This is a genomic window from Actinoallomurus sp. NPDC050550, from assembly GCF_040655075.1.
Classification (GTDB): domain Bacteria; phylum Actinomycetota; class Actinomycetes; order Streptosporangiales; family Streptosporangiaceae; genus Actinoallomurus.
This window is the reverse complement of sequence record NZ_JBFAJC010000019.1, coordinates 19,265-40,313: the sequence shown is the minus strand read 5'-3', so window position 1 is coordinate 40,313 and position 21,049 is coordinate 19,265. Positions and strand designations below refer to the sequence as shown.

The window sequence follows — 21,049 nt, the reverse complement described above, 5'->3', positions numbered from 1 at the left end:
GGGCGGGTGCGCGGGGGCGACCGATGTCTCCATGCGTATCGACGGCTTCGGCCGGCGCGGTTGGAGGAAGCGATGACGAGCCAGGAGACCACCCGATCACACGCTGCCGAGGCCCGGCCGTTTCCGTTGGAGCCGACGCCGATCCACGTGGCCGACGACGTGCTCACCGACCTCCGGCAACGCCTTGAGCTGACTCGGCTGCCGGTCGACGCGGGCAACGAGGACTGGTACTACGGCGTGAACCGCGCGTACCTGCAGGAACTCGTCGACTACTGGCGCACCGGCTACGACTGGCGTACGGCCGAGGCCGCGATCAACGCCTACGAGCACTACCGCGTCGAGGTCGACGGCGTGCCGGTGCACTTCATGCGCAGGCCCGGCGTCGGGCCGAACCCGACGCCGTTGATCCTCACGCACGGCTGGCCCTGGACGTTCTGGCACTGGTCCAAGGTCGTCGACCCGCTGGCCGACCCGGGTGCGTACGGCGGCGACCCGGCCGAGGCGTTCGACGTGATCGTCCCCTCGCTGCCCGGTTTCGGGTTCTCCACGCCGCTGCCGGACGACCCGGACATGAACTTCTGGAAGATCGCCGACCTCTGGCATGTCCTCATGACCCGGGTTCTCGGCCACGACAGGTACGCCGCCGCGGGCTGCGACGTCGGAGCCCTGATCACCGGCCAGCTCGGGCACAAGTACCCCGATGAGCTGTACGCCATCCACATCGGCTCCGGCCTGAGGCTCGACTTTTTCAACGGCGACCGGGCGTGGGACTTCAGCGGCGGCCGGCCCATCCCCGACGGCCTGCCCGCCGAGGTCCGTGACCGGCTCGTCGCGCTCGAGAGGCGGTTCGCCGTCCACCTCGCGGCGCACATGCTCGCGCCGAGCACGCTCGCGCACGGACTGTCCGACTCGCCCGCCGGGATGCTCGCCTGGATCCTCGAGCGCTGGGTGAAGTGGAGCGACAACGGCGGCGACATCGAGACCGTCTTCACCAAGGACGACCTGCTCACGCACGCCATGATCTTCTGGGTGAACAACGCGATCGGCACCTCGATCCGCACCTACGCCAACAACAACCGGTACCCGTGGGCCCCGTCCCACGACCGGCGACCGGTCATCGAGGCGCCGACCGGCATCACCTTCGTCGGCTACGAGAACCCGCCCGGCGTCAGCACCGACCAGCGGGTCCGGCACTTCCTCGACAGCGATCGCGCCGACTGGTACCACCACGTCAACCTCACCGTGCACGACCGCGGCGGTCACTTCATCCCCTGGGAGATACCGGACGAGTGGGTCGATGACCTGCGGCGTACGTTCCGCGGCCGCCGATAGACGACCGGCGTCCACGGGGCACCCCATCGCGGCGGGTACGGGCCATCGGGCGCGACGGCGCCGAACGCCGTCGTCGCGAGGCAGCCGGTGATCTCCTGCGATCTGCTCGGCCGGTCCGCCACGGGCTCACGGACCGGTGAGAGCGGCCCTTCCCGGGGCGGCGCGCGGGCGCCGGCTCAGCGGGAGCGGAGGCGAGGCTCCCGGAGGTCCTCCGGTACGACGGCCGGCCAGCGGCCCAGCATCGCGTCCTTGACCTCGGCCCGGGCCATCGCCATGCACCTGCCTGCCCGTTCGGCGCGTTCGTCGTGCCGTCTGGCGGTGTTCGCCTTGATGGCGACACTGGCCAGCGAGGTGAACAGGTCGACGTCGCTGTCGCTGTCGAGCTGCACACGGATCCAGTCTCCGCCGGGGGCCATCTGCACCCGACCGGACTCCAACAGGGGGCGGCGGAGACGCCCGATGACCGGCCACGTCAGCCGCAATTCCGCGGCGCCGTCGGCGTGCAGGTGTGCGAGCTGACGACCGCCGACATTCAGCGCCGTCCCGAGACCACAGGCTGCCCGTCCGCTGCGCACCCCGGGCCACGATGCCACCCGCGCCATCGCGCGGTCGGCGTAGGACGTGGTCTCAACCCTCTTCGCCCGCATAGGAGCATGTTTCACCCTCGAGGGCGATGATCGGTAGTCCTGTGGCAAAAGACACGTAGTGGGACGGATACCTCACAGTCATCTACGGTTCAAGTGAAGCCCCCGAAGCGGGTCGCAAATCGGAGCTCTTCACCGCAAAAGCCCCGAACGGGACGGTCGTTCGGGAGCGGGTCAGGCGTGCTCGGCGGTCAGGCTGCCCGAGTCGGTGCGCAGGTACAGCCGGCGCGGGGCGGACGGGTCGTGGGGAACCGACGAGACGTTCCTGTCGCCGCTGTCGGTGTTCGCCTGCACGTTGTACGGGCCGCCGGGGACCGTGACGTGGAGCGATCCGGAGTCGGTGGTCGCGCGTACGTCGGTGGGCGCGGCGGCGAATTCCAACCGGAGGCTTCCAGAGTCGGACGACGCTCGTACGGTCGTGGATCGCAGGTCGATGGCGCGGACCGACCCCGACTCGGCCGCGAGGTCCAGCGTGCCCCACAGGTCCTCGACCGCGACCGAACCGGAGTCGCTGTGGGCGCGCACCGCGCCTTTGACGGAGCGGACCTTGACGGACCCCGAGTCGGCCTCAGCGTCGACGGCCGCGACTCCGCTGATGTCGAGTTTGCCGCTGTCGGCACGGGCGCGGACGGTGACGGAGGCCGGGACGGTCAGCTCGTAGTCGATGCTGCAGCGCGAGCAGTCCTTGGTGAACGTCAGGGTCCCGTCCTCGAGCCGCTGCCCGGGATGCGGGGTGCCGTCCTGGTAGCGGACGGTCCGGTGGATCCTCACCCCGGAGCCGCCCGTGGTGATGGTCACGCGGCCGCTGTCCCCGTTCACGTCCACGACCTTCACCGGTCCGCTGATGTCGGCGTCGGCGGTCAGTTCGTGACGGTAGCCGGCGAAGTGCACGCCGACACCGCACCCCGGGAGGGCGGCGACGGCGAGCAGCGAAAGAGCCAGGCCACGTTTTCTCACGGACGAGTTCCTCCAGGTCGGTTGCATCGCACGCTACTGGAACGCGGTGCCGGACCCTATGGGGGCGACAGGCGTGACGCGGGTGGGGTTATCCCCCCTACGCCATCAGTTCTCGGACTCGCCGTCGGGTTCGGCGGGAGGCGGGTCCGCCGGCTCGCTCGCGGAGTTCCACGACGTGGACCAGCCCGAACCGGTCTCCCCACCGAGTAGCGGAGATCCCCAGTTGCGGGTGTCCTCCTTCAGCCGGTCGAACCCGCGGCGGATGCTCTCCCAGCTCTCGTCCGCGAGTGGTGTGCCGACGTCGGAGGACGAGTCGATCGACGCGTCGCTCAGCGGGTCGGGGCCACCGCCGGACCGGACGTCCGGACCGACCACGGGTGACGGATCGCTCGACGTCGTGGCACCGCTCAGCGGCGTACGGGACGCGGGGGCGGACCGGTCCGGTTCGGACCCGGAGGTGGCGTTGGTGGCCGCCGGTCCGCCGGCCGCCGGGAACGCCTCGGTGCGCGCATCCGGCGCGGCCGCCGACGGACCGGCGGCCGAAGGGCCGGAGGGCAAAGGAACAGACCAGGCCGCGTTCTCGTCGGCCGGTGGCACTCCGGGACCTCCGCGACGGGGCGGCTGCGCGGCGGCGGGACCGGCGGCCGGCATCGGTCCGGTCGGGGGCTCGGCGGGCAGCCGGTCGGCGGGGGCGGAGAAGGGCGATGGTCCGGAGGGGGACCGATCGCCGACGGGGGAGGAAGGCGACGGCCTGGCCGCGTCGCCGAACCCGGTGTCGGAGAACGGGGCGTCCGACGATGGCTGCTGCCAGGGTGACGGCTCCTCCGGACGCCGGGACCGCGGCGAGGCGTCGGTCTCGCCTCGCCGCCACGCGGAGGCGTCCGTGGAGCGTTCCGCCGCCGACTCGGACGCGAGCGGTTCCCAAGAGGACGAGGGCTCGGTCGGCCGAGGCTCCCAGGGGGTCGGCCGCTCGGTCGATCGAGGTTCCCACGGCGAGGAGGGTTCGTCCGAGCGTGGCTCCCAGGGGGAGGGGCCTGAGGGCCGGCCCTGCCGCGGGGAGCGACCGGTCGAGCGCGGTTGCCACGGGTCGGCCTCGGCGGGTGAGGCGACGGCGACCGCTGCGAGGGTCTCCTCCTCCTCGGCGGCCCGGTCGGCGGCGAGACGCCGGCGGCGCTGCCGCCAGCCCAGGATGAGACTGAGAACGAGCAGAGTGCCGCCGCCGCTCAGGACGGCGACGAGCATGAGATCGGGCCCGCCCTTCGCCGAGGACCCGGTTGGTGCGGGCGTGGTGGACGAGTCCGGCTGCTTCACGCCGGCGCCACCGTGCTCGGCCTTGTTGATGCGGGCTGCCGTGCGCAGCGAGCCCAGCGCGTCGGCCACGCCGGTGCCGATCGCGGCGTTGCGGCCCTCGGCCGGACGGTGCGTCGTGCCCTCCTCGAGCGTCTGCTTGACCTCGTCCGGCGTGAGGCGGGGGAAACGGGCCTTGACCAGGGCGCTCATGCCGGCCACGAGAGCCGCGGACGAACTGGTCCCGGTGCCGAGGACGTATCCGTGTCCCGCGACGTCGGCGCTGACGATCTCGACGCCGGGTGCCGCGATCGACACGTACGTGTGGCGGTTCGTGAACTTGGTCGGCTTGAAAGCGCGGTCGACCGCGCCGACGGCGATCACTCCGGGGTAGGCGGCCGGATAGTTGCGCCGGTTTCCCGTGGCGCCGTCGTTGCCGGAAGAGGCCACGAGCACGACGCCCTTGCCGAGCGCGTACTTGATCGCCGCCTCTTCGAGCGGGTTGCCGTTGTAGAAGAGCTTGCCGCCGCCGAGCGACATGCTGATGACCTGCGCGCCGTGGTCGGCGGCGTACCGGATGCCCTTCGCGATGGCGTCGCGCGAGTGGGTGACCTGCGCGTGGTCGTCCCGCATCGGATCGTTCAGTTCCCACGTGACCCGGATGGAGAGGATCTTCGCCTCCGGCGCCACGCCCATGATCCCCGCGCTGCCGCCGGCGCCGTGCCCGTGGCCCGCGATGAGACTGGCCATCTCGGTGCCGTGGCGGCCCCAATAGCGGTTGCCCGGTTTGCGTGCGTGCCCCGTGAAGTCGGGGCCGTCGACGACGCGGCCGGTGAGGTCCGGCTGGTGGCCGTCCACACCGGTGTCGAGCACGGCCACGGTCACGCCGTCGCCCCGTGAGTACTTCCACGCACGCGGAAGGTGAAGAGCGCCCAGTGTCCACTGTTGGCCGCGGTACAGGTCCACCGCGGCCGTACGGCCTGCTGGGCGGGCCGGTCGGCCCGGCACGGCGGACTGGGCCGCCGGGACGGACAACACCGCGACGGCGGCGCTGACCAGCAGCGCGGAGACGAGGCGAGGAAAGGTGCGGCGGGGCTCGGATACGGGCACCGGTTTCCTCCCCGGTATCGGCGGCGGGCGTCATTCTGCCACGGAGGAATGCGGAACGCCCTCACGATCGACGCCATTTCGGTGCGCTTGGGACTCGACGCGTCACGGAGCGTGGCGGAAGTGCCAGGTACGGGGCGCGCGCCGGCCGTCTGCTCCACCCGGCGTACGACGGAAGCCTCCCGCCGTATGACGACCATCGGGGAGACCCGGGCGCACGATCGGGGCATGGAAACGATGATCCTCGCCGGGCACGGTCCCTGGCACCACGAAGGCGGCCCTGGTTGGTGGCCCGTCATCCCTCTCGCGTTCGGGCTCTTCTGGCTGCTTCTCCTCGGCGGAGGCGGCTACCTGCTCTGGCGGCGTACGAAGTCGCCGGCGAAAGCGGAGTCCGTCCTCGCCGAGCGCTACGCGCGGGGCGAGATCGACGAGGAGGAGTACCGCGAGCGGCTGACCGTCCTGCGCTCCTGACTCCCGTCAGAACCCTGCGGCGGCTCGGCTCACCGGGGTGTGGTCTCGTGGGGCCGTTCGGTGCCTGGAGCCGTGGGGGCGTCCTCGGGCCGGTCGGCGGGCGGGCCGGCCGCCTCGAGGAGCCTGCCGGCTCCGGTCTGGTCGATGGGGATGCTCGCCGCGGCGTCGCTGAAACGCCGCAGAAGGCGGGCGAACTGGGTGCGCTCCTCCGGGGCCCAGTCGGCGACGAGCTGGCGAATGAAGTTTCGCCGGAACTCATCGGCCATCTGCTTGATCCGCCGGCCGGCGTCGGTCAGCTGAAGGTGGGCGCGCCGGGCGTCGACGGGGGACGCCTGGCGGGAGACGAACCCCCCGTCGATGGCGTGGCCGACGAGCCGGCTGGCGGTTGACGGGTCGACATCGAGGTGCTCGGCGACGGCACCGACGGTGACATCACCGTGCTCCTCGCTCTGTCGGCAGATGGCGTAGATCACCATCAGGTTGGACAGCTGGATGCCCTGTCCCTGCTCGCATTCCTCACGGAGCCGCCGTAGCAGCTGCGGTTTGATCCACAGCCTGCGCAGCTGGAAGGCGGCCTGCTCGATCTCCGCGACGCTCGCGTCGATGTCGGTACCCACACCGTCACAGTAATTGAGCCCGTGCGCCGAGCCCGCATCCAACGAGATCATCCCCACCAGAACGCCGTGGCGATGATTCCGTACAGCACCATCAGCGTCGCGCCCTCAAGCCAGTTCGACTCGCCGTCGAGCACCACCAGAACGGTGATCACCACGGCCATGATCAGGACCGCGATCAGCAGCGGCGAGAGCACCAGGGTGAACGACGCGCCGACCAGCGGGGAGAGCAGGACGAGCGCGGGGGCGACGACCAGGGCGATCTGCAGCGGGCTCTGGAGGATGACCGACAGTGCGTAGTCGGACTGGTTCTTGAGGGCGAGCTGGATGCCGACGACGTTCTCGACGGCGTTTCCGGCGATCGCCACGATGACGAGACCGGCGAACGCCTGAGAGATGCCGAGGGAGTCCATGGCGGGCTCCAGAGCGGCCACGAACCAGTCGGAGACGAACGCCGCGCCGACTCCGGTGACCGCCAGCATGATCAGGGCGACGGCCAAGGGCCACGACGGCCCGTGGGGGGCGCCCTCCCCGTCGCCCGCCTTGTCCGCAACGGAGGCGGTCACGGCCGCGTCGGCCTTCTCCGCGGTGCTCTCGCCGGTGCCGGCGGCGGCCGTGGCCGCCTCTCCGGCCCCCGCGGTGACCGGAGCCGTCTCTCCGGCCCCGGCGTGCGCCTCACCGGCCTTCTGCCGCTTGATCGCGCTGGGCAGCGAGGCCACGAACAGGCCCAGCAGCAGGACCGACACCACGACGGACAGGTTCCGTTCGTGCAGGGCCGCCTTTGTGGCATGCGAGCCGAGCGCCGCGGTGAGGGAGGGGACCAGCAGCGCCGCCACCGACAGCACGAGCAGCATCGAGAGGGTACGGGCGGCGTCGCTGCCGAACTTCTGCGGCCCGTGCTTGATGCCTCCGAGCAGGAACGCCAGGCCCAGCACGAGCAGGACGTTCGCGAGGATGGAACCGACGATCGTGGCGGTCGCGACGTCGTACAACTTCTTCTGCAGCGCGAACAGGACGACGAACAACTCGGGGAGGTTCCCCAGCGCGCTCTGGACGACCCCGGTCGCACCCGCGCCGAGGCGGTCGCCGAGAGCCTCGACGCTACGCCCGACCAGGCTGGCCAGGAGCGCCAGCGCGAGCGCCGCGACGACGAAGGGGATGACAGTGCCGCCGATCTTTCCAAAGTGCGTGACGCCGGCCGCGACGGTCGCTACCACCGTGGCGATCATCAGGCGCCAGTCCGAGCGGGAGAAAACCATGGTGGAGATCATGCCGCATTCGGACCTGCGGTTTTGACGGTTCGTTGACCTTCAGCGCATCGATGGTGCGGCGACGGAGACGCGGACGTGCGCCCCCGGCGGCAGGCCCAGGCGCTGAGCGGCGTTTCCGGAGTTCACCGCGAGAGCCAGGCATCCCACGGAGTCGACGTAGGCCACCAGCTCGCCGGGCGCCGCCGAGGCGAACGTCTCGCCGTACGGCACGGTGAGGGTGCGGCGCCCGAGCGTCATGGTCAACGAGGTGCCGCTCACCGCTCCGATCCGGTGAAGGTCGTCGGCGGTCACGGAGAGCTGGACGTTCCCGAACCGGTCGACGGTCAGCACCTCGCCGTCGGCGGTGCCCTCCTGGACGCGGCGCGTCGGCCGGGGAAGCATCACGAGGTCGGCGGCGTCGAACTCCGTGCCGACCGCCGCGACGTCCAGTCCCGCCGCGAGGTGGGCCGCCACCGGCGAGAACATGTCCCGGCCGTGGAACGTGGCCGACAGGGGCTCGAGCCACAGCTTGGAGTTGGTCAGCTCGAAGGCCCGCGCTCCGCTGTCGGGCAGCGACCACGACAGCAGTCCGTTGTCCGGCCCGACGAAGATCCGGTCGCCCGCGGCGACCGCGACCGCCCGCCGCGACGTGCCCACGCCGGGATCGACGACCGCCACGTGCACGCCCTCCGGGAGGTACGGCACGGTCTGGGCGAGGATCGCCGCACCACGGCGCACGTCACCGGGAGGGACGAGGTGGGTGATGTCGACGATGCGAGTGCTCGGCGAGATGCGTGAGATGACTCCGTGACAGGCGGCGACGAAGCCGTCCTCCAGCCCGTAGTCGGTCAGCAGCGTTACGCAGTTGGTGAGCGCCACGGTTGAAGAGTACGTCGAGGCCGGTCCCGGAGAACACCGCCAACCAGCCGCCGATCACGCGTAGCATGACAGCCCCCCGACCCGTAAAGAGGGGACCTGATGCAACCGGCGAACGCCCGGGGCGATGGCCCTGACAAAGACAAGGACGGCCGCCTGACCCAGCGCGACCGGGAGATCCTCGACTTCGAACGACAATGGTGGAAGCACGCGGGCGCGAAGGAACAGGCGATCCGCGAGCTGTTCGACATGTCGTCGACCCGCTACTACCAGATCCTCAACCAGCTGATCGATCGGCCGGAGGCCCTGGAGCACGACCCCATGCTCGTGAAGCGGCTCCGGCGGCAGCGATCCGCGCGGCAGCGCCAGCGGGCCGCGCGCCGGCTCGGCATCCGGACCTGACCCGCCCCAGGCCTCGGCGGCCGGGTCGGCGTGGATTGAGCCGCGACCGGGACGGCCGTACGGGCTGCGGCCATCGGTGGCGCGTCGTAAAGTGGCGTGACCGGTCGATGACGGACCGTACGCCGCCGTTACCGGCCGCGACGGGCTCGTCAACCGAACGAGAGGGACGATCGATGAGCGCCGCCGCCCTGGAAGCCCAGACGACCGCCGGAGCCGAGGGACTGTCCGCGATCCGTGCCCGCCCGCGGCAGGCGCTGATCGGCTTCGATTTCGACGGGACACTCTCGCCCATCGTCGACGACCCGGCGGAGGCGCGCGCCCATCCCGGTGTCGCGCCGGCGCTGCGCCGGCTGGCGCCGTTCGTCGGCACGATCGCCGTCATCACCGGCCGTCCGGCCGCGACCGCCGTCGAGCGCGGCGGGTTCGAGGGTATTGAGAACCTCCTGGTCCTCGGTCAGTACGGCCGGGAGCGCTGGGAGAACGGCGTCCTGCAGGTCCCGGAGCCGCCGCCCGGGGTCGCGGAGGTCCGCGCCAAGCTCCCTCAGATCCTCCAGAACGCCCCGGAAGGCGTCACGATCGAGGACAAGGGGCTCGCGCTGGCGGTGCACACCCGGCGCGCCGCCGAGCCGCAGGTCGCCCTGGACCGGCTGCGCAGCATCGTCGAGGCCCTGGCCGAGCGCACCGGCCTCGCCGTCGAGCCGGGCCGCTTCGTGCTCGAGCTGCGCCCGCCCGGCATGGACAAGGGCGGGGCGCTGCGCGCGCTGGTCGCCGAGCGCGGCGCTTCGTCCGTGCTGTTCGGCGGCGACGACCTCGGGGACCTCGCGGCGTACGACGCGATCGACGCGCTGCGCAAGGAGGGCATCCCCGGCGTGAAGGTGTGCAGCTCCTCGGACGAGGTCACCGTCGTGGCCGAGCGCGCGGATCTCGTGGTCGACGGCCCAGCGGGCGTGGTCACTGTGATCGAATCGCTCGCGAGCGAATTGGGGTAACGGTAGAGTCGTCGCCCCAACCGTCCAACAACGGACGAAATGCCCGATTCCGGGTATAGGTGACGACCGAAAGGGTAGCCCGGTGGCCATTCGCAAGGAGACCATCAAACAGCAGGCCAATGAAATGGTGGTCCAGGCCATGCAGCCCGGCGACCAGATCGTCAGCGGCGTGTACGCCATCACCGGCCCGAGCCCGTGGCTGATGAACCAGCTCGGCCTGCTCGGCCAGTTCTTCATCGACTACTACTTCGTCGCCGTCACCCGTCAGCAGGTCATCTTCGTCAAGATGAACCGCATGACGAACCGGCCCAAGGAGATCTCCTACGCCGTTCCGCTCCAGGCCGTCCAGATCTCCGACTACAAGCGCAGCGCGCTGTGGAGCTCGTTCCGCTACGCCGTGCCGAACGCGCCCAAGCCGATCCGGCTCAACGTCCACCGGATCTGGCGGCAGGAGCTCGACGCCCTGGTCAGCGCGTTCGGCGTGCCCGCCGCCTGACCTCGCGAGCGCAGGTGGGCGCCTCCGGCCAGGCAGGCGATCACCCGATGAGAACGCCTTCGGATGGCCCCGTGGCCGACCGGAGGCGTTTTCTGCTGTGTGCTGCCGGGATCAGTCCCCGTCGTCGGCGAGGATGCCGTACAGGCGGCGCCGCGCGTCGTTGATGACGTCGAGGGCGCGTTCGCGCTGGTCCTCGTTGCCGGCGTGCATGACCTGCCGGATCGCCATCATCAGCTGGCCCATCGCGGTGTGGACGTGCGTGGCGGCGGCCCCGGCGTCCTCGGTGACCTCCGCCCACGGCGGCGTCCGCCCGGCCGACTCGGCCTCACCGCGGCCCTCGTCCGTCAGCGCGAACAGCTTTTTGCCGGACGACTCCTGCCCGGAGATGAGCCCTTCGTCCTCCAGCAGCTGCAGCGTCGGGTACACGGACCCCGGGCTGGGCCGCCAGATCCCGCCCGTGCGGTTCGCCAGCTCCTGGATCATCTCGTAGCCGTGCATGGGGCGCTCGGCGAGCAGCGCGAGGATCGCGGCCCGCACGTTGCCGCGTTTCATCCGGCGTCCGCCCCGCCCGCCGCGGCCGCGCGGACCGAACCCAGGCCCGAAACCCGGCCCCCAGTCACCGAACGCCGCGCGTTCCTCGCGGTGCCGTGATCCTCTGCGCATGACCTCTCCCGACGATGTTCGACGATATATCGTACGGTCGGTCAGCCCTTGATCTGGATGCTGTCCAGGATCTTCTTGGTCAGGTCGGGCGGTCCGGCCAGCTTCACGCGCACCCACATCGCGTACTTCCCGCTCGCGTCCCGCAGGCCCACCTCGTTGATCGTGATCGTGCCGCAGTGCCACGGGTTGATCTGCCCGCTCAGCGTGCCGTGATGGTACGGCTGCGCGGTGCCGGCGGTGCACTTGAGGCGATGCCGCCCCAGACCCGGTGGCGGCAGAGTGGCGTTCAGGTCGTGGGTGAGCCCCGCGAAGACGCCCGGCGTCGGGACGTCGTCCTTGACGAACTGGGCGTAGTCGGGGGTGGCGCGCAGCGCGGGCGCCTTCGCTCGGTCCGTCACCGCGATCGGCCAGGTGGTGTGCTCGGTCTGCAGCTTCCAGGTCGGCGGCACGCGGATGCTCAGGCGGCCCGTCACGTCGGTCACCGCGACGAGGCCGTCCCCGGGCTTGCCGTGCGACTTCGAGGAACCGGTGAGCTTGCCGATCGCGAAGGCGCCCCCACCGCCGATGACCAGTACCGCGGCGAGGCCGGCGACGACGATCAACCGCTTGCGGCTCGGCGAACCGGCGAGTGATCTGCCGCCCGTGTCACCGGAGCGGTGCGACCCGGGCGTCTTGGGGCCGGCGCCGCGAGGACCCCCGATCGGCAGGTCGACGACCGTGTCGTTGCCGACGTCGGCCGGAGGCGGCGTGTTGATCGTCCGGTCCCGCGCGTTCTCGTACGGCGGCGCCGAACCCGGATCGTCCACCGGCGGGACCCGGACCGTACGGTCCGACGGCAATCCGCCGCCCGTGGAACCGGGGCCGTCCGGGATCGGGTGGACGTGGAGCGTACCCCCCGGCACTGGACCGCCCTCCGGGTGGCCCGTGGAGGCGTCGCCCGGGGCCGGGAGGACATCGAACGTACGGTCCGGGGAGGCGTCCGGGATCGGGGGGACGTCGAACGTACGGTCCGGCGGTGGCCCGCCCTCCGGGTGGTCCGTGGGGCCGGGGTCGTCCGGGATCGGGTGGACGCGGAGCGTACCCCCCGCCGGGCCGCCGGGCGACACGCCCGGGGCCCATCCGCCACCCGATCCGGAGTCCGCCGTCGTCGCCATGTCGCCGGTCTCGGGGCCGTCGTACAGCGTCGCGTCATCGTTGACGGACATCAGCGGGACGCTCAGGGCGGCCGCGAACGCCTCGGCGGAGGGCCAGCGGCGCTCCCGATCGCCTTCCAGGGCCCGCATCACGATCTCGTCGACGGCCGGGGGGAGGCCCGGCCGCGCCGCGCTCGGCGGAGCGTCCACCGGCGCCGGACCCGGGGGATCACCGGTGAGGAGGTGGTAAGTCAGCGCGCCCAGCCCGTACACGTCGGCCCGGACGTCGAGGCCGCCGCCGAACCGCGCCTGCTCGGGCGACATGTAGCCCGGGGTGCCCACCGGCATCGTGAACGCCCCGGAGGCGTGCGCGAGCGCCTTGGCGAGCCCGAGGTCGGCGATGAGCAGGCGTTCGCCGCCATCGGTGGTCGACTGGAAGAGGACGTTCGACGGCTTGAGATCACGGTGGATCACGCCGAGCCGGTTGATGACCTCCACCCCGTGGGAGATCTCGATGGCCAGCCGCAGCGCCTCGGAGACCGAAATCCTCCGCTCCCGCATCCGGTCCGCGAGCGTGCCGCGGTCGGCGTACGACATGACGAAGTAGGGCCGGCCGTCCTCCAACTCCCCGATGTCGTGCACGCGCACCAGGCGTTCGGAGTCCGCGCGGCGCAGGATCTTGGCCTCTTCCAGAAAGCGACTTCGTACGTCGAGGTCGTCGATGAGCCCCCCGGCCAGCACCTTCACGGCCACGGGGGCATCGAGCAGCTCGTCTCGGGCCAGCCAAACGGAAGCGAAAGCTCCGGACCCAAGAACACGATCGATTCGGTAACGGCCGACGGCGGAAGGCATGGACACCCCCGTATCATGCCCAATATCGGGGCTATAGCGAGGGCGAGGCGGCTTCATGGCGTACGACGAGCGGACCGAAGAGCTGGCGGAGCGGGCCGCTAAAGGTGACTCGGCGGCGTTGAACGAACTACTCAGAGTCATCGAATCTGACGTTTTGCGTCATTGCTCCCGATTCCTCCCGTGCCGGCAGGACGCCGAGGAGGCGTGCCAGGACGCGCTCATGCAGGTCGCGCGCAACATCGGGCGGTTCGAGGGCCGTTCGCGGTTCAGCACGTGGCTGCACGTGGTCGTGGCCAACTCCGCGCGCTCGACGTACCGGTCGCTCAAGCGCCGGTCGGTGGAGCAGGCGGGCGAGCTGCCCCAGCAGCGCCCGGACCCGCACCGTACGAGCGTCATCGCCGGTTCGCGCGTGGACATCCTCGAGGCGATGGAGGATCTGGAGCGTCGCAAGCCGGACCTCATCGAGGCCCTGGTGCTGCGCGACGTGTCCCAGCTGGAGTACAGCGAGATCGCCCAGCAGCTCAACCTGCCCCTGGGCACGGTGAAGTCCCGGATCCACGAGGCGCGCAAGCAGTTCCGGCAAACGCTCGGCGACGACTACAGCTGACCGTCCAGGGCGGCGAGCTGGGCGCCGAGCCACTCCTGGGGAGGCAGGGTCGTCGCGGCGGCGGTCAGACGGGCGCAGCGCTCGGCGCGCTCGTCGGGCGGCATGAGCAGCGCCTGGTTCAGCGCCTCGGCGGTCTGCGATATGTCGAACGGGTTGATCATCAGGGCGTCGTCGTCCATCTCGGCGGCGGCCCCCGCCTCCCGGGACAGCACGAGGGCGCAGCCCCGCTCCGACAGCACCGGCCCTTCCTTGGCGACGAGGTTCATGCCGTCCCGGATCGGGTTGACCAGGAGGACGTCGGCCAGGCCGTACGCCGCCAGCGAGCGCGGATAGTCGTCGTTGACCTGCAGGATCAGCGGCTCCCACGTGGCGTCCCCGAACTCGTCGGAGATCTCGGCCGCGATCCGCTGCACGGCGGCGGTGTACTCGCGGTACTCCGGCAGGTCGTGGCGGGAGGGGTAGGCGAAGGCCAGGTGCACCACCCGGCCGTGCCACTCCGGGTGCTTGGCGAGCAGCTCACGGTAGGCGGCGAGCCCCCGCACGATGTTCTTGGACAGCTCCGTACGGTCGATCCGCACGATGAGCCGGCGGTCGCCGACCTGCTCGCGCAGGGCCTTCTTGCGGGCCTGTACGTCGGGTTCGGCGGCGCGCGCTCGGAGGGATTCGCCGTCGATCCCCAGCCCGTGCACGCCGACGCGCGTGACGCGGCCGGCGTGGGTGACGGTGCCCGCGACCGGGTCGACCTTCGCCTGCAGGACGGCGGCGCAGCAGTCGATGAACGCGTCGGCCCAGCGCTGGGCGTGGAAACCGGCGTGGTCGGCGCCGAGGATGCCCTCGAGGACCTGCCGCCCGATGTCGTCCGGCAGCAGCCGGTAGTACTCCGGCGGCGCCCACGGCGTGTGCGAGAAGTGGGCGATCTTCAGGTCGGGTCGGCGCTCGCGCAGCATCCCGGGGGCGAGCGTCAGGTGGTAGTCCTGGATCGCCACCTTCGCGCCCGGCCGCGCGTCCCGGGCCAGCGCGTCGGCGAACGCCGCGTTGTACGCCTCGTAGGACTGCCAGTCCCGCCGGGACCGCGCGTCGAAGTGCGGCGTGTTCGGGCTGTCGTACAGCATGTGGTGGACGAACCACAGTGTGGAGTTCGCCACGGCGTTGTAGGCGCGGTGGAAGGTGCCGGCCGGGATGTCCAGCATGCGGACGGCGCCGGCGCCGTAGGCGTCCAGCCGGCCGTCCTCCGCGCGGCGGGCCGCGGCGCGGTCGGCGTCCGACAGCGCCGTGCAGATCCACAGGATGTCGCCGCCCAGACCGGCCAGGGCCGAGACGAGACCGCCGCCGCCGCGCCGCATGGACAGCGTGCCGTCGTCGGCGAGCGCGAAGGACACCGGACCGCGGTTGGAAGCGACGAGGACCTGCGAGTCACCCATGGAGGGAGCGTAACCGGCCGACGTTAAGGAGGGTCGAAGAAGGTCGAATGGCGGGCGGTTCGGGACGTCATCCCGCAGATACGTCATCCCGCGACCGGGCCCCACGTGGCGCTTCGCGACCCGGCGTACGGCCCCGGCGGTGTCTCGCGACCTGAGACGCGCTTGGCGGCGAACCGGTCAGTCACGTATACAGGTCAACAGACAACTTCATAAAGCTCATCCAGAGGGGTGGAGGGACCGGCCCGTTGAAGCCCCGGCAACCCTCCCGGAGATGCGGTTCACCGCGTGCTTCGCACGCGACCAACTCGCGCTGACAGCGAGGCCGCCCGGGACAGGTGCCAACTCCGGCTCGTGACCAAGGTGGCACGGGAAAGATGAGGAGAGAGGCCTCGCTCCATGTCGCAGTCCGCCGCCCGAAACCTCGGCCCCGCGACCGCACTGACGTGCCGTGAATGCGGTGAATCCTACGATCTGGGCCCTCGCTACGCCTGTGAGCTCTGTTTCGGGCCCCTGGAAGTCTCCTACGACCTCGCCGGCGTGACCCGGGAGCAGATCGAGTCCGGCCCGCGCAACATCTGGCGCTACCGCGGCCTGCTGCCCGTTCCGTCGAACGTCGTCGACACGCCCAACACCGAGCCCGGCTTCACCCGCCTCGTACGCGCGGACAACCTCGCCGAGTCGCTGGGGCTGCGGTCGCTGTGGGTCAAGGACGACAGTGGCAACCCGACCCACTCGTTCAAGGACCGGGTCGTGGCGGTCGCGCTGGCCGCCGCCCGCGAGCTCGGGTTCAAGGTCCTGGCCTGCCCGTCCACCGGCAACCTCGCCAACGCGGTCGCCGCCGCGGCGGCGCGCGCCGGCATCCGCAGCGCCGTGTTCGTGCCGTCCGACCTCGAACGCCAGAAGATCGTCACGACGGCGGTGTACGGCGGGACGTTCGTCACCGTCGACGGCAACTACGACGACGTCAACCGGCTGGCCTCGGAGCTCGCGGGCGAGCAGGAGGACTGGGCGTTCGTCAACGTCAACGTGCGGCCGTACTACGCCGAGGGCTCGAAGACCATCGGGTACGAGATCGCCGAGCAGCTCGGCTGGCGGCTGCCCGAGCAGATCGTCATCCCGATCGCGTCCGGCTCCCAGCTCACGAAGATCGACAAGGCCTTCCAGGAGTTCATCAAGCTGGGCCTGGTCGAGGACCGGCCGTACAAGATCTTCGGAGCGCAGGCGACCGGCTGCTCGCCCGTCTCGGCGGCCTTCAAGGCGGGGCTCGACGTCGTCCAGCCCGTCAAGCCGGCCACGATCGCCAAGTCCCTCGCGATCGGCAACCCCGCCGACGGGCCGTACGTCCTCGACGCCGTGCGCCGCACCGGCGGGGCCATCGAGGACGTCTCCGACGAAGAGGTCGTCGACAGCATCGCGCTGCTCGCCCGCACCGAGGGCATCTTCGGCGAGACGGCGGGCGGTGTCACGCTGGGCGCCCTCCGCAAGCTGCTGGCCGGCGGCGCACTCGACCCCGACGCCGAGACCGTCTTCATCAACTCCGGCGACGGTCTCAAGACCCTTGACGCGGTGGCCCCGGTGGCCGTGCCGTCCGCGAACATCGCTCCGACCATCGAGGCATTCCGAAAGGCAGGTCTGGCGTGAGCTCGATCAGTGTCCGCATCCCGACGATCCTCCGGAGCTACACCGGAGGTGAGGCCGAGGTGAAGGCGACGGGCTCGACCGTGCGCGAGGTCGTCGCCGACCTGGAGGCCAGCTACTCCGGCATCGCGGCGCGCATCCTCGACGACAACGGCAAGATCCGGCGGTTCGTCAACGTCTACGTGGGCGAGGAGGACGTGCGGTTCGCCGACGGGCTCGACACGCCGACGCCGGACGGCGTCCAGATCTCCATCATCCCGGCCGTCGCCGGCGGCTGAGCCCTCCTCGGGGGTGACCCCCCGTGATCAGGACGTACCCGCGATCCCCGGTGGTCGCCGAGTCTACGGACCCGGTGACCACCGGGGATCGTGCGTTCGGCAGCCGAAACGACCGAGGCAGAGGCTCCCACTCCGCTCTCCCGCGCGGTAATTCGGGCCCGCGTATACGGATTTATCGGTAGACGTCGCTAGTTCCGCCTGAGGGATTCTCTTTTTGACCGACATCGGCCGCGCGCACTTCTCGGGTAAAGGCTGTTCCACGGACGGTAGCCGTGTGTAGGGTCGGCGATGGCCGCCGCAGCCGAGTCGGCGGGCGATCGGCGGGTTCCGCAGTGGTCCGGCGGGCTCGAATCAGTGGCCGTGGCCAATGGTCACGGGAATTGCCCTGGTGGGAGTTGTTAGGAATGGCGCAAGGCACCGTCAAATGGTTCAACGCGGACAAAGGCTACGGCTTCATCGCGGTCGACGGTGGCAGGGATGTGTTCGTGCACTACTCGGCCATCCAGTCGGATGGCTACCGCAGCCTCGAGCAGGGGCAGCGGGTGGAGTTCGAGATCACGCAGAGCGACCGGGGTCCCCAGGCGGACGCGGTCCGGGCACTCTGAGTCCCATAGCCCGACGGAGGCCCGGCGCTTCGGCGCCGGGCCTCCGGCCGTCCGAACGCCTCCCCCGCTCGGCCCGCTGACCGTGAACGGCCCCTCTGGCCGTCGCCGTGCGGGTTTCTGGGCTCCCGGTCGTACGCGGTCAGGGCCCTGGCGTAACCCCGCAGACCTGGCGTTATAGCGTGCTGGGGAGGGCGCCGGCGCGAGATGGCGAGAAGTTCACCCTGGTGAGAGCGGACCGCGCTTGCACTCTCGGGGGCAGAGTGCTAAACAAGCGGTTGGCACTCTACTATTGAGAGTGCCAACGAAGTGATCGAGGCGATGAGGCCTCGCGCCCGGCGACGGCATGGAAGTCGCCGGACGGGGTCGTCCGTCGCGGGCGTCGACTCGATCCAGTGATAGCCACCCCGTTCCGGGAGGATCTGGAGCTTATGGCTGCAAAGATGATCGCGTTCGACGAGGACGCGCGACGCGGCCTCGAGCGCGGCATGAACCAGCTTGCCGACGCCGTGAAGGTGACCCTCGGTCCCAAGGGCCGCAACGTCGTTCTGGAGAAGAAGTGGGGCGCCCCCACGATCACCAACGACGGTGTATCCATCGCCAAGGAGATCGAGCTCGAGGACCCGTGGGAGAAGATCGGGGCCGAGCTCGTCAAAGAGGTCGCGAAGAAGACCGACGACGTAGCCGGTGACGGCACCACCACGGCCACCGTGCTGGCCCAGGCGCTGGTCCGCGAGGGCCTGCGCAACGTGGCCGCCGGCGCCAACCCGATGTCCCTGAAGCGGGGCATCGAGTCCGCCGTGGAGCGCGTCAGCGAGGAGCTCTCCAAGATCGCGAAGGACGTGGAGACCAAGGAGCAGATCGCTTCCACGGCCTCCATCTCCGCGGGCGACCCCTCGATCGGCGAGATGATCGCCGAGGCGATGGACAAGGTCGGCAAGGAAGGCGTCATCACGGTCGAGGAGAGCCAGACCTTCGGTCTGGAGCTCGAGCTGACCGAGGGCATGCGCTTCGACAAGGGCTACGTGTCGCACTACTTCGTGACCGACCCCGAGCGCATGGAGGCCGTCTTCGACGACCCCTACATCCTCATCGTCAGCTCGAAGATCTCGGCCAACAAGGACCTCGTGCCGGTTCTCGAGCAGGTCATGCAGAGCGGCAAGCCGCTCATCCTCCTCGCTGAGGACGTCGAGGGCGAGGCCCTGGCCACGCTGGTCGTCAACAAGATCCGCGGTGTCTTCAAGTCCGTCGCCGTCAAGGCCCCGGGCTTCGGCGACCGCCGCAAGGCCATGCTGCAGGACATCGCGATCCTGACCGGTGGCCAGGTCATCAGCGAGGACATCGGCCTCAAGCTGGAGAACACCACGCTCGACATGCTCGGCCAGGCCAAGCGCATCGTGGTGACCAAGGACGAGACCACCATCGTCGATGGCGCCGGCAACCCCGACGACATCGCGGGCCGCGTCAACGAGATCCGCGCGGAGATCGAGAACTCCGACTCCGACTACGACCGCGAGAAGCTCCAGGAGCGCCTCGCCAAGCTGGCCGGCGGCGTCGCCGTCATCAAGGCCGGCGCGGCCACCGAGGTCGAGCTCAAGGAGCGCAAGCACCGCATCGAGGACGCCGTTCGCAACGCGAAGGCAGCCGTCGAGGAGGGCATCGTGCCCGGCGGTGGTGTCGCGCTGCTGCAGGCGAGCGCCAGGGCGTTCGACAAGATCGAGCTCGAAGGCGACGAGGCGACCGGTGCGGCGATCGTCAAGCGCGCCCTCGAGGAGCCGCTGAAGCAGATCGCGATCAACGCCGGCCTCGAGGGCGGCGTGGTGGCCGAGAAGGTCCGCAACCTCGAGCCGGGTCAGGGCCTCAACGCCGCGACCGGCGAGTACGTCAACATGTTCGACGCGGGCATCATCGACCCCGCGAAGGTGACGCGCTCGGCGCTGCAGAACGCCGCGTCCATCGCGGCGCTGTTCCTCACCACCGAGGCGGTCATCGCCGAGAAGCCGGAGAAGGAGAAGGCTCCGGCCGGCGACCCCTCCGGTGGCATGGGCGGCATGGACTTCTGAGTCCACTCGCTTAGGGGGCGGTCCGCGGTGCTGGGACCGCCCCTTTCGCATGCCCGCCCATCCCTGTTCAGACCCAGTCGAAGAAGAACGACGGTCAGCGTTTCAGAAGTCTGCCGTCGAATTCGGCGTCCACGAGCCGGTCGTCGGCGCGTGCGCCTGTAGCCAGGTGATGATCCGGTCCCAGGAGGACGCCACGTTCGCCGTCACGGCCGGAACGCTAGCGACGCCCTCCGACAGAGACCGCGCGGGCGGCGGCGACAGCGAGGGGAGCGCAGGCAAGGACGCCGAGCGCGACCGGCATCGTGCGGCGCAGACCGCGCCGGGAGATCGCGCCCTCCCGTACGGCGCTCCGCAGCACCGCGGCCCCGATCGGCAGGTTGAGGCCCAGGGCGGTGACCAGACCGGGCGCATAGCCGCGCGCGGCCACGGCGGCGGGCACGTGGGGGAGTGCCACGTTCAGCAGCATCACCCCGGCCATGCCCGCGGGCAGGTACGGCTTCCAGGCGGCGGGCCGGCCCGTCGTCCCGACGGCGACCGCCACCACGCCGAGCCCGGAGATCGCCGCCATGAGCCCGTTGAGGGCGCCCTGGTCGAGCCGGCCCGCTTGGTCGAGCCAGCCCGCGAGGCTCGGGAAACGGCGCATGGTGAGCGCCTCCTCGGTGTTGTGCAGCGCGAACGCGCCCGCCAGCGCCCAGGACCACCGCTTCCATCCGACCATGATCATCTCCATAACGAAACTACGAGTAGCGTAAATAGCGTTCGGCATAATACGCAACTGTGAGTATCGGAAGGCCGCGGGACGCGGCTCGTGACCGCGCGATCCTGTCGGCGACCCTGGAACTCCTGGCCGAGGGCGGCTACCCCGCCCTCCGCGTCGACGACGTCGCCCGGCGCGCGGGAGTGGCCAAGACGACGATCTACCGTCGCTGGCCCTCCAAGGGCGAGATGGTACTCGACGCCATCGCCGCGCAGCTCGGGGACCGGTCGGTCGAGGAGAGCGGCGACCCCCTCGAAGACCTGCGGCGACTGCTCGAGGTGACGTACGAGCGGCTCGCCGAGACCGTCGCCGGCCGGGCCCTTCCGGCCCTCTCCGCCGAGCTCATGGCCGATCGTGCCCTCGCCGAGGAGTACCGGCGGCGCTTCGTCCACCCGCTGCGGGACCGGGCGCGGACGCTCATCCGCCGGGCGGTCGACCAGGGGAGGCTGCGCGGCGATGTGGATCCGGAGCTGCTGATGGACGCCATCGTCGGGCCGGCGCTGTACCGGCCGATCGTCCTTGGTGTTCCGGCCCCGGCCGCGTCGGCGTCGGCGATTTTCGACCTGGTGATCAGCGGAGCCGGCCATACGTAAGCGTAGGTAGGGTAAAA

Annotated in this window: 21 protein-coding genes and 1 riboswitch; of the genes, 11 read left to right on the top strand and 10 right to left on the bottom strand. The window is 70.6% G+C overall.

Features of this window, described 5'->3' with window-relative positions:
* Positions 1 to 72: 72 nt before the first annotated feature.
* On the top strand, positions 73 to 1,332 hold the full coding sequence (locus AB0I04_RS25490) for an epoxide hydrolase (RefSeq protein ID WP_360889093.1): 1,260 nt from the start codon (positions 73 to 75) through the stop codon (positions 1,330 to 1,332).
* A gap of 176 nt (positions 1,333 to 1,508) precedes the next feature.
* On the opposite strand, the gene AB0I04_RS25485 is transcribed toward AB0I04_RS25490, so the two are convergent.
* From AB0I04_RS25485 to AB0I04_RS25475, 3 genes are all read right to left on the bottom strand, one after another.
* On the bottom strand, positions 1,509 to 1,979 hold the full coding sequence (locus AB0I04_RS25485; RefSeq protein ID WP_360889090.1) for a luciferase family protein: 471 nt from the start codon (positions 1,977 to 1,979) through the stop codon (positions 1,509 to 1,511).
* 171 nt (positions 1,980 to 2,150) lie between these two features.
* Positions 2,151 to 2,933 (bottom strand): DUF4097 family beta strand repeat-containing protein, encoded by a 783-nt coding sequence (locus AB0I04_RS25480; RefSeq protein ID WP_360889087.1) that lies wholly within the window; start codon positions 2,931 to 2,933, stop codon positions 2,151 to 2,153.
* Positions 2,934 to 3,038: 105 nt separating this feature from the next.
* Positions 3,039 to 5,330: a S8 family serine peptidase gene (locus AB0I04_RS25475; RefSeq protein WP_360889084.1), complete on the bottom strand. Its 2,292-nt coding sequence runs from the start codon at positions 5,328 to 5,330 to the stop codon at positions 3,039 to 3,041.
* 225 nt (positions 5,331 to 5,555) lie between these two features.
* Here AB0I04_RS25475 and AB0I04_RS25470 point away from each other — a divergent pair, with 225 nt between their 5' ends.
* Complete coding sequence (locus AB0I04_RS25470) at positions 5,556 to 5,798, top strand: SHOCT domain-containing protein (protein ID WP_360889081.1); 243 nt, start codon at positions 5,556 to 5,558, stop codon at positions 5,796 to 5,798.
* A 29-nt stretch (positions 5,799 to 5,827) separates the two neighbouring features.
* On the opposite strand, the gene AB0I04_RS25465 is transcribed toward AB0I04_RS25470, so the two are convergent.
* Genes AB0I04_RS25465 through AB0I04_RS25455 form a run of 3 tightly spaced genes read right to left on the bottom strand, consistent with a single transcriptional unit; the run spans position 5,828 to position 8,541 of the window.
* Positions 5,828 to 6,415, bottom strand: a complete 588-nt coding sequence (locus AB0I04_RS25465; protein ID WP_360889078.1) for a MarR family winged helix-turn-helix transcriptional regulator — start codon at positions 6,413 to 6,415, stop codon at positions 5,828 to 5,830.
* A 47-nt stretch (positions 6,416 to 6,462) separates the two neighbouring features.
* Positions 6,463 to 7,671, bottom strand: a complete 1,209-nt coding sequence (locus AB0I04_RS25460; RefSeq protein WP_360889075.1) for a hypothetical protein — start codon at positions 7,669 to 7,671, stop codon at positions 6,463 to 6,465.
* Between the two features lie 51 nt (positions 7,672 to 7,722).
* Positions 7,723 to 8,541 (bottom strand): SAM-dependent chlorinase/fluorinase, encoded by an 819-nt coding sequence (locus AB0I04_RS25455; RefSeq protein WP_360889073.1) that lies wholly within the window; start codon positions 8,539 to 8,541, stop codon positions 7,723 to 7,725.
* 99 nt (positions 8,542 to 8,640) lie between these two features.
* Between AB0I04_RS25455 and AB0I04_RS25450 the strand changes: the two genes are divergently transcribed.
* The 3 genes from AB0I04_RS25450 (at position 8,641) to AB0I04_RS25440 (ending at position 10,425) form a co-directional block, all read left to right on the top strand.
* Positions 8,641 to 8,940 (top strand): DUF3263 domain-containing protein, encoded by a 300-nt coding sequence (locus AB0I04_RS25450; RefSeq protein ID WP_360889070.1) that lies wholly within the window; start codon positions 8,641 to 8,643, stop codon positions 8,938 to 8,940.
* Between the two features lie 173 nt (positions 8,941 to 9,113).
* Positions 9,114 to 9,929 carry a trehalose-phosphatase gene (gene otsB, locus AB0I04_RS25445; protein ID WP_360889067.1) on the top strand — a complete coding sequence of 272 codons (816 nt, stop codon included), beginning with the start codon at positions 9,114 to 9,116 and terminating at the stop codon, positions 9,927 to 9,929.
* Between the two features lie 82 nt (positions 9,930 to 10,011).
* Positions 10,012 to 10,425, top strand: a complete 414-nt coding sequence (locus tag AB0I04_RS25440; RefSeq protein WP_360889064.1) for a hypothetical protein — start codon at positions 10,012 to 10,014, stop codon at positions 10,423 to 10,425.
* Positions 10,426 to 10,536: 111 nt separating this feature from the next.
* On the opposite strand, the gene AB0I04_RS25435 is transcribed toward AB0I04_RS25440, so the two are convergent.
* Complete coding sequence (locus tag AB0I04_RS25435; RefSeq protein WP_360889061.1) at positions 10,537 to 11,088, bottom strand: PadR family transcriptional regulator; 552 nt, start codon at positions 11,086 to 11,088, stop codon at positions 10,537 to 10,539.
* A 41-nt stretch (positions 11,089 to 11,129) separates the two neighbouring features.
* Positions 11,130 to 13,073 (bottom strand): protein kinase, encoded by a 1,944-nt coding sequence (locus AB0I04_RS25430; protein WP_360889456.1) that lies wholly within the window; start codon positions 13,071 to 13,073, stop codon positions 11,130 to 11,132.
* Between the two features lie 55 nt (positions 13,074 to 13,128).
* Here AB0I04_RS25430 and AB0I04_RS25425 point away from each other — a divergent pair, with 55 nt between their 5' ends.
* Positions 13,129 to 13,680 (top strand): RNA polymerase sigma factor, encoded by a 552-nt coding sequence (locus AB0I04_RS25425; RefSeq protein WP_360889058.1) that lies wholly within the window; start codon positions 13,129 to 13,131, stop codon positions 13,678 to 13,680.
* Here the strand turns inward: AB0I04_RS25425 and AB0I04_RS25420 are convergent.
* Positions 13,671 to 15,101, bottom strand: a complete 1,431-nt coding sequence (locus AB0I04_RS25420) for a trehalose-6-phosphate synthase (protein WP_360889055.1) — start codon at positions 15,099 to 15,101, stop codon at positions 13,671 to 13,673. The genes AB0I04_RS25425 and AB0I04_RS25420 overlap by 10 nt on opposite strands.
* A gap of 213 nt (positions 15,102 to 15,314) precedes the next feature.
* Positions 15,315 to 15,482: riboswitch (SAM riboswitch) on the top strand.
* Between the two features lie 15 nt (positions 15,483 to 15,497).
* On the opposite strand from AB0I04_RS25420, the gene thrC reads away from it, so the two are divergent.
* The 4 genes from thrC (at position 15,498) to groL (ending at position 19,682) form a co-directional block, all read left to right on the top strand.
* Positions 15,498 to 16,742 (top strand): threonine synthase, encoded by a 1,245-nt coding sequence (gene thrC / locus AB0I04_RS25415; protein ID WP_360889052.1) that lies wholly within the window; start codon positions 15,498 to 15,500, stop codon positions 16,740 to 16,742.
* Entirely contained in the window at positions 16,739 to 17,017 is a 279-nt protein-coding gene (locus AB0I04_RS25410; RefSeq protein WP_360889050.1) for a MoaD/ThiS family protein, read from the top strand. Before thrC ends, AB0I04_RS25410 begins: the two co-directional genes overlap by 4 nt.
* A 404-nt stretch (positions 17,018 to 17,421) precedes the next feature.
* Positions 17,422 to 17,622 carry a cold-shock protein gene (locus AB0I04_RS25405; protein ID WP_360889047.1) on the top strand — a complete coding sequence of 67 codons (201 nt, stop codon included), beginning with the start codon at positions 17,422 to 17,424 and terminating at the stop codon, positions 17,620 to 17,622.
* A 428-nt stretch (positions 17,623 to 18,050) separates the two neighbouring features.
* The gene (groL, locus tag AB0I04_RS25400; protein ID WP_360889044.1) at positions 18,051 to 19,682 is read left to right on the top strand and encodes a chaperonin GroEL; all 1,632 of its coding nucleotides are present in this window, start codon (positions 18,051 to 18,053) and stop codon (positions 19,680 to 19,682) included.
* A gap of 217 nt (positions 19,683 to 19,899) precedes the next feature.
* Here the strand turns inward: groL and AB0I04_RS25395 are convergent, their stop codons facing one another.
* A complete protein-coding gene (locus tag AB0I04_RS25395; protein WP_360889041.1) occupies positions 19,900 to 20,400 on the bottom strand; it encodes an HXXEE domain-containing protein in 501 nt (166 codons plus the stop codon).
* 59 nt (positions 20,401 to 20,459) lie between these two features.
* Between AB0I04_RS25395 and AB0I04_RS25390 the strand changes: the two genes are divergently transcribed.
* Entirely contained in the window at positions 20,460 to 21,032 is a 573-nt protein-coding gene (locus tag AB0I04_RS25390; RefSeq protein ID WP_360889038.1) for a TetR/AcrR family transcriptional regulator, read from the top strand.
* Positions 21,033 to 21,049 lie beyond the last annotated feature (17 nt).

Coding starts and splice junctions, on each gene's coding strand:
- AB0I04_RS25490 (WP_360889093.1), top strand. CDS start 73: ATGACGAGCCAGGAGACCACCCGATCACACGCTGCCGAGGCCCGGCCG.
- AB0I04_RS25485 (WP_360889090.1), bottom strand. CDS start 1,979: ATGCGGGCGAAGAGGGTTGAGACCACGTCCTACGCCGACCGCGCGATG.
- AB0I04_RS25470 (WP_360889081.1), top strand. CDS start 5,556: ATGGAAACGATGATCCTCGCCGGGCACGGTCCCTGGCACCACGAAGGC.
- AB0I04_RS25460 (WP_360889075.1), bottom strand. CDS start 7,671: ATGGTTTTCTCCCGCTCGGACTGGCGCCTGATGATCGCCACGGTGGTA.
- AB0I04_RS25450 (WP_360889070.1), top strand. CDS start 8,641: ATGCAACCGGCGAACGCCCGGGGCGATGGCCCTGACAAAGACAAGGAC.
- otsB (WP_360889067.1), top strand. CDS start 9,114: ATGAGCGCCGCCGCCCTGGAAGCCCAGACGACCGCCGGAGCCGAGGGA.
- AB0I04_RS25435 (WP_360889061.1), bottom strand. CDS start 11,088: ATGCGCAGAGGATCACGGCACCGCGAGGAACGCGCGGCGTTCGGTGAC.
- AB0I04_RS25430 (WP_360889456.1), bottom strand. CDS start 13,073: ATGCCTTCCGCCGTCGGCCGTTACCGAATCGATCGTGTTCTTGGGTCC.
- AB0I04_RS25425 (WP_360889058.1), top strand. CDS start 13,129: ATGGCGTACGACGAGCGGACCGAAGAGCTGGCGGAGCGGGCCGCTAAA.
- AB0I04_RS25420 (WP_360889055.1), bottom strand. CDS start 15,101: ATGGGTGACTCGCAGGTCCTCGTCGCTTCCAACCGCGGTCCGGTGTCC.
- thrC (WP_360889052.1), top strand. CDS start 15,498: ATGTCGCAGTCCGCCGCCCGAAACCTCGGCCCCGCGACCGCACTGACG.
- AB0I04_RS25405 (WP_360889047.1), top strand. CDS start 17,422: ATGGCGCAAGGCACCGTCAAATGGTTCAACGCGGACAAAGGCTACGGC.
- groL (WP_360889044.1), top strand. CDS start 18,051: ATGGCTGCAAAGATGATCGCGTTCGACGAGGACGCGCGACGCGGCCTC.
- AB0I04_RS25395 (WP_360889041.1), bottom strand. CDS start 20,400: ATGGTCGGATGGAAGCGGTGGTCCTGGGCGCTGGCGGGCGCGTTCGCG.